Genomic DNA, 5856 nt, shown 5'->3' on the forward strand with positions numbered 1-5856 from the left:
ACGGACACGGGCGAGGACAGGTTGGCGCTGTCGTCGGTCGCGCGCACCTTGATCGAGGACGCGCCGACCCCGTGGACCACCCCGGTGTACGACCAAGAGGTCGTCCCGGTCGCGCGGTGGTAGGTCGTGCCGCCGTCGAGGGAGACCTCGACCGAGGTGACGACGCCGCCGCCGGTGTCGCTCGCGCTCCCGGTGACCGTGACCTGCGACCCGTTCTGGAGAGTGGCCCCGGCTGCCGGGGCGCTGATGCTCACCGTCGGCGCCTGCGTGTCGGTGCTCTTGGCGGGCATCACCAGGCCGGACATCAGGGTGGTCGGCAGGACGCCCATGTCGGCGAGCATGTTCAGCGTCGCCTGCTGGATCCGGCTGTCCGGCGGGTTCGAGTTGTCACCGTCGTGGTACTGGTCCAGCGCCCAGCCCCACTGCACGGTCCCGGCCCCGAAGACCAGGGCACCGCTGGCGGCGCGGTAGAGGGTCACGCTGTGGGTGGTCGTGCCCGGCGCCACCTGCGTACCGGCCGCGTTCTGGACCAGCTGCGGCGTCGGTCCTGTGGTGGTGGACAGGCGCATCAGCCCGGCCGGCCGGGCCCCGTTGTCGAGGTCCTCGTCCGACTCGTAGCCGACGGTATGCGGCGCCAGGGTGGCCGAGCCGCCGGCCGGCAGGCTCGCCAGCGACGTGCCACGCCAGAGCCGGGTCTTGCCCTCGGCGGCCGAGACCGTGATCGCGAGGTCGGTGAAGTTGGACATGTAGATCGTGCCGGTCAGCGAGTTCTCCGGGTTCGACCCGTTGGGGTAGGCCTGGCTGGGATCGCGCCACGTGCTCGACCCCTCTGGGTCGGGATCGATCTTCGCCGGCTCCCAGCTGTCCTTGTAGCAGACCAGGGTGCGGTTCGGCGTGCTCGTCCCGTCGATGCTCGGCGCCAGCCGGGTGTGCCAGTACACCTCGTTCCCGGAGAGGAACATCATGTTGACCCCGGCGTCCCGGGCGGCCTCGACGTGCTGCCGCTCGGGCAGGGTCCAGTACTCGTCGTGGCCCACGGACATGAAGACCTTGTGGTTGGTCAGGGTCGTCGTGCCGGTGCTCACGTCGGTGTCGGTCGTGTAGCTGACGTCGACGCCGTTGCGCTCGAGGAACCGTAGCGTCGGGTACTCGTTGCTGAACAGGAAGTCGCGGCCGTTCTCCCAGCCGCGGGTCGCGAAGGGCCGGTTGTAGCTGATCTTGTAGGCACGTGCCTGCGAGGTGCCCAACGGGTTCGGCGAGACGTAGAAGTCCGACCCGCCGTACGTGTTGTAGGCCTGCCAGGTCGCATCCGAGGTCTTGAAGATGACGTCCGAGTGGCTCGAGTCGTTGCGGACGATGAAGGTGATCTGGCTCCAGGCGTTGCCCTGGTTCAGGGTGGCGATGTAGATGCCCGAGACCGCGGTCGAGGGGACCGTCCACTGCGCCGACTGGGACCAGTTGCCGCAGTCGAAGTTGTTCGTCGAGGGGTCGGTGATGCAGGCCGGCTGGCTCTTGGGGCTGCTCACCGTGATCGTCGGGGCCTGGCGGCGCGCGCCGTTGCCCTGGTAGTAGCCGAGCCGGTAGATGTTGATGTTGTACGGCGCGTTCGTCTCGGCCTTGATCTTGAACCCGATCGTGCCGCCCGGTACCGTCGAGATCGACGTCGCGAAGCCCTGGATGGAGTCGTCGCCGGAGTTGCCGTTCGACAGGTCCCACTCCGACGGAGGGTTGCCCGGCTTGCTGTTCTCGCACACGACTGGGTTGCCGCTGGCACACGGGTCTGCCGCGTGCGCCGGTGGCACGGCTACCAAGCCGGTCAGGATCAGGGCCCCCGCCCCCACTCCTACCGTGAACCTCTGCCGCCATGACCGCATGACTGCGCGCATCTTCGCTCTCCACCCCTCGGAGGGACCCACCCAGATCCCTTCGACTGTCAATGTAGGGGCCGACGGTGCCCGGGCGCTTGAGAACTACAGGTTTCACAGAGTATCTTCAGCGCACCGATGCGGACATAGCCGGATTTGTCACGCGGGATGTGCTAGAAGGGCAGCACCTCCCGCAGGCTCACGGCGCGTGGAAACGCTGCTGGCTGTCCACCAGCCCGACCGCGACAAGGGACTCCACGGCATCCGCTCCCTCGCCGACGACGACGGGCAGGTCCTTGCGCTCGCTCGCCGAGAAGTCCCGCAGCACGTAGTCGGCCGGGTCCATCCGGCCCGGCGGGCGACCGATCCCGACGCGCACCCGCAGGTAGTCCTTGGTCCCGAGTGACCTGCTCACCGAGCGCAGCCCGTTGTGTCCCCCCTCGCCGCCACCACGCTTGAGCCGGATCGTGCCCGCCGGGATGTCGAGTTCGTCGTGCACGACGATGAGCTGCGCCACCTCGAGCGAGTAGAACCTGAGCAGCGCCGACACCGGCCCGCCCGACTCGTTCATGTAGCTGCTCGGCACCGCGACGACGGCGCGCGGGCCGGGCGCGCCACCGGGCGCGACGCCGAGGCGCACCTCGCACACCGACGCGCGGGCCTTGTGTGTCCGGAACGACCCGCCGCCATGGCGCGCGACGAGCTCGGCCGCGACCATGGCGCCGACGTTGTGGCGGTTGCCCGCGAACCTCGGGCCCGGGTTGCCCAGACCGACCACGAGCCACGTCTCCACGGGGCATCAGTATGCCGCCCACGCGGGTGACGACGAAGGGGCCCGGCTGGTGCCGGGCCCCTTCGCAGACGATCAGGGTTGCTCAGCCCTCGCCGGCCGTGGCGGATGCCACAGCGTCCGCCGGCGCCCCCTCGGCGGCGGCCCCGCCCTCGGCCTCGCCGGCCTCGGGCTCCTCGGCGGCGGCCTGGGCGGTCACGTTGACCACGAGCGCCTCCGGGTCGGTCAGCAGCTGGGCGCCCTCCGGCAGCTCGACGGCACCGGCGAGCACCTGCGAACCGGCCGGCAGCCCCTCGACGGAGACGACGACGCGCTCGGGAATCTGCAGGGCGTCGACCGTGAGCTCGAGGGTCTGCAGGTCGAGGTTGACGAGGGTGTCGGGGGCGGCCTCGCCCTCGACGTGGACGGAGACCTCGACGTCGACCTTCTCACCGCGGCGCACGACGACGAGGTCGACGTGCTCGATGACCGGCTTGATCGGGTCGCGCTGCACGTCCTTGGCCAGCACCAGCGTCTCCGTGCCGTCCAGGGCGATCGTGAGGACGGCGTTGGTGGTCTTCAGGGCCATCATCGTCGCGTGACCCGGCAGGGCGACGTGGACCGGGTCGGTGCCGTGGCCGTAGATGACGGCCGGAATCTGGTGCTCGCGGCGCAGCTTGCGAGCCGCGCCCTTGCCGAACTGCGTGCGCAGCTGGGCGGTCAGCTTGATCTCGGGCATGGAAGCGTCTCTCTTGTCGTGGCGGTCGGCGGGCCTCGACGTGGGACGCGGCACGGGTGACCGCTGTGGGCGCGCGAGGCGCGACCACCGCGTCGATCACGGACGGGCCACCGTGCACCGTCCCTCGCCGAGGCAACAGGGCCGATCGTACCCGCCCCCGCGAAGTGCACGAAATCGCCCACGGGCAGTTGGCGGCATACCTATCCTTTCCACCGGGGGCACGACGCGTCCCGGGATGGACGGGCGCGTGGCGCAAGGAAGGGGAACCGTGTATCTCGCTGACCGCAGCAAACCGACCGTCGAGGACACCGCGCGGCGTCGGGGTCGCCGGCGGGTCACCTCGACCGTCGTCGCCCTGGGCACCGTCAGTCTGCTGACCGACATCTCGTCCGAGTCGCTCAGCGCGGTGCTGCCGCTCTACCTGACGGTGGTGCTGGGGCTGTCGCCGCTCGCGTACGGCGTCATCGACGGCATCTACCAGGGCGCGAGCGCTCTCGTGCGCATCCTGGGCGGCTGGCTCTCGGACCGCACGGACCGGCCCAAGTGGGTCGCCTTCATCGGCTATGCCCTGTCCGCGCTGACCAAGCTCGTGCTGATCCCGGCCCAGGGCTTCGCCGCGATCTCGGCGATCGTCTCGGTCGACCGGCTCGGCAAGGGCCTGCGGACCGCGCCGCGCGACGCCCTGATCGCCACGGCCAGCGACGAGGCCAGCCTGGGCCGGTCGTTCGGCGTGCACCGTGCGCTCGACACCGTCGGCGCGGCCGTCGGGCCGCTGCTCGCCTTCGGGATCCTCTGGATCGTGCCGGGCGACTACCGGTCCGTGTTCGTCGCGTCCTTCGCCGCCGCGCTGGCCGGCCTGGTGGTGCTCGGGCTGCTGGTGCCGGACCTGCGCCCGCGCCGTGACAGCGCCGCTGCGCGGGCCGCCGTGACCGATGCCGCTCGCCCGGCGCCCGCCCCGAGCGTCCCCAGGCCCTCGCTGCGCCTCATGCTGCGCAGCCCCGGCCTGCGGCGGCTCGTCGCGGCAGCCGCCATCCTCGGGGTGCTGACGGTCAGCGACGGGTTCCTCTACCTCTCGCTCCAGCAGCGGGACTCGTTCGCGGCGCAGTACTTCCCGCTGCTGTTCGTCGGCACGAACATCGCCTACTTCAGCCTGGCCGTGCCCCTCGGGCACCTGTCCGACCGGGTCGGCCGACCGCACGTGCTCGTGCTGGGCCACGTGCTCCTCGTGGCGGCCTACCTGTGCGCGGCCGGGCCGGTCGGCGGGCTCGGGACGACCATCCTGTGCCTGCTCTTCCTCGGCGCGTTCTACGCCGCGACCGACGGGGTGCTGGCCGCGCTGACCTCGACGCTGGTGCCGACCGCGTCGCGGGCCGTGGGCATCGCCACGACCCAGACGGTGGTGGCCATCTCCCGGTTCGCGTCGTCGCTGCTGTTCGGGCTGCTCTGGGTCCGCGTCGGCCGCGCCCCGGCCGTGTGGGTCTTCGCGGTCGCCCTGTTCGTGGCCGTACCCGTAGCATGGGCTCTCGTGCGCAACCTTCGCCCCGCCGTGGAGGCATAGCCTTCGTGGACTCGACACGGTCCCGGATCGTCGCCGTGGCGGTCATCGCTGCCCTGCTGGTGGCCGGGACCGCGCTTTGGATCGCGCGGAGCCGGTCGACGCAACTGGCCGAGATCGCCACTGCACCGACCCAGGCGACCGCGCCGCTGACGCAGGTCGAGTCCGGCCCGCGGATCATCTTCCGCAACACCGCGCTCGGCCCCGACTACGGCCGGGTCGCGATGGTGCCGCTGGATGACCCAGGTGGCAGCCGGGCGTTCACCGATCTCAGCTGCGACCGGGTGTTCGGCACGCCGCGCGAGACGCTCTGCCTGGCCTCCGAACGCGGTGTCGTGACGACCTACACCGCCAAGGTCTACAACGTGGACGGCAAGGTCCGCCAGATCCCGTTGACCGGCAGCCCGAGCCGGGCCCGGCTCTCGGCCGACGGGCGGTTCTCGGCGACGACGAGCTTCGTGGCCGGCGACTCCTACGCCGAGACCGGGTTCTCCACGCGCACGGTCGTCACCGACCTCAGGACCGGCAAGAGCAGCAACCTCGAGGACTTCACGCTCATCCACGACGGCGCCAAGATCACCCCGATCGACCGCAACTACTGGGGGGTGACCTTCTCGAAGGACGACAACACCTTCTACGTCACGGTCGCGTTCGGCGGCATCACGCATCTGGCCACCGGCTCGCTCTCGTCGCGGACGGTGCACACCCTGCGCACCGACGCCGAGTGCCCGTCGCTGTCACCCGACGAGACCCGGGTCGCCTACAAGAAGCGCGGCGACCGCAGCCCGGGTGACTGGCGCCTCGTCGTGCTCGACCTGAAGACCGGCAAGGAGACCCAGCTCGCCGAGCGGCACAGCGTCGATGACCAGGTCGAGTGGCTCGACAACGATCACATCCTCTACGGCCTGCCCGGCCAGGGCAGCGAGTC

The 5856-nt window shown here is 70.8% G+C and carries 5 protein-coding genes; 2 read left to right on the plus strand and 3 right to left on the minus strand.

The features are described 5' to 3' along the window. The 3 genes from WMI84_RS16425 to WMI84_RS16435 all read right to left on the minus strand — a co-directional run. Positions 1-1886, minus strand: a 1886-nt coding sequence (locus WMI84_RS16425) for a N,N-dimethylformamidase beta subunit family domain-containing protein (protein WP_347354853.1), incomplete at its 3' end; no start/stop codon positions are given. A 178-nt stretch (positions 1887-2064) separates the two neighbouring features. Then, positions 2065-2658 (minus strand): aminoacyl-tRNA hydrolase, encoded by a 594-nt coding sequence (gene pth / locus WMI84_RS16430; protein WP_347354854.1) that lies wholly within the window; start codon positions 2656-2658, stop codon positions 2065-2067. A gap of 82 nt (positions 2659-2740) precedes the next feature. Then, complete coding sequence (locus tag WMI84_RS16435; RefSeq protein ID WP_347354855.1) at positions 2741-3373, minus strand: 50S ribosomal protein L25/general stress protein Ctc; 633 nt, start codon at positions 3371-3373, stop codon at positions 2741-2743. Positions 3374-3641: 268 nt separating this feature from the next. On the opposite strand from WMI84_RS16435, the gene WMI84_RS16440 reads away from it, so the two are divergent. Further along, on the plus strand, positions 3642-4931 hold the full coding sequence (locus WMI84_RS16440; protein ID WP_347354856.1) for an MFS transporter: 1290 nt from the start codon (positions 3642-3644) through the stop codon (positions 4929-4931). 5 nt (positions 4932-4936) lie between these two features. Then, the coding region (locus tag WMI84_RS16445) for a hypothetical protein (protein ID WP_347354857.1) at positions 4937-5856 on the plus strand (920 nt) is incomplete at its 3' end.

Source organism: Intrasporangium sp. (genome assembly GCF_039812505.1).
GTDB lineage: Bacteria > Actinomycetota > Actinomycetes > Actinomycetales > Dermatophilaceae > Intrasporangium_A.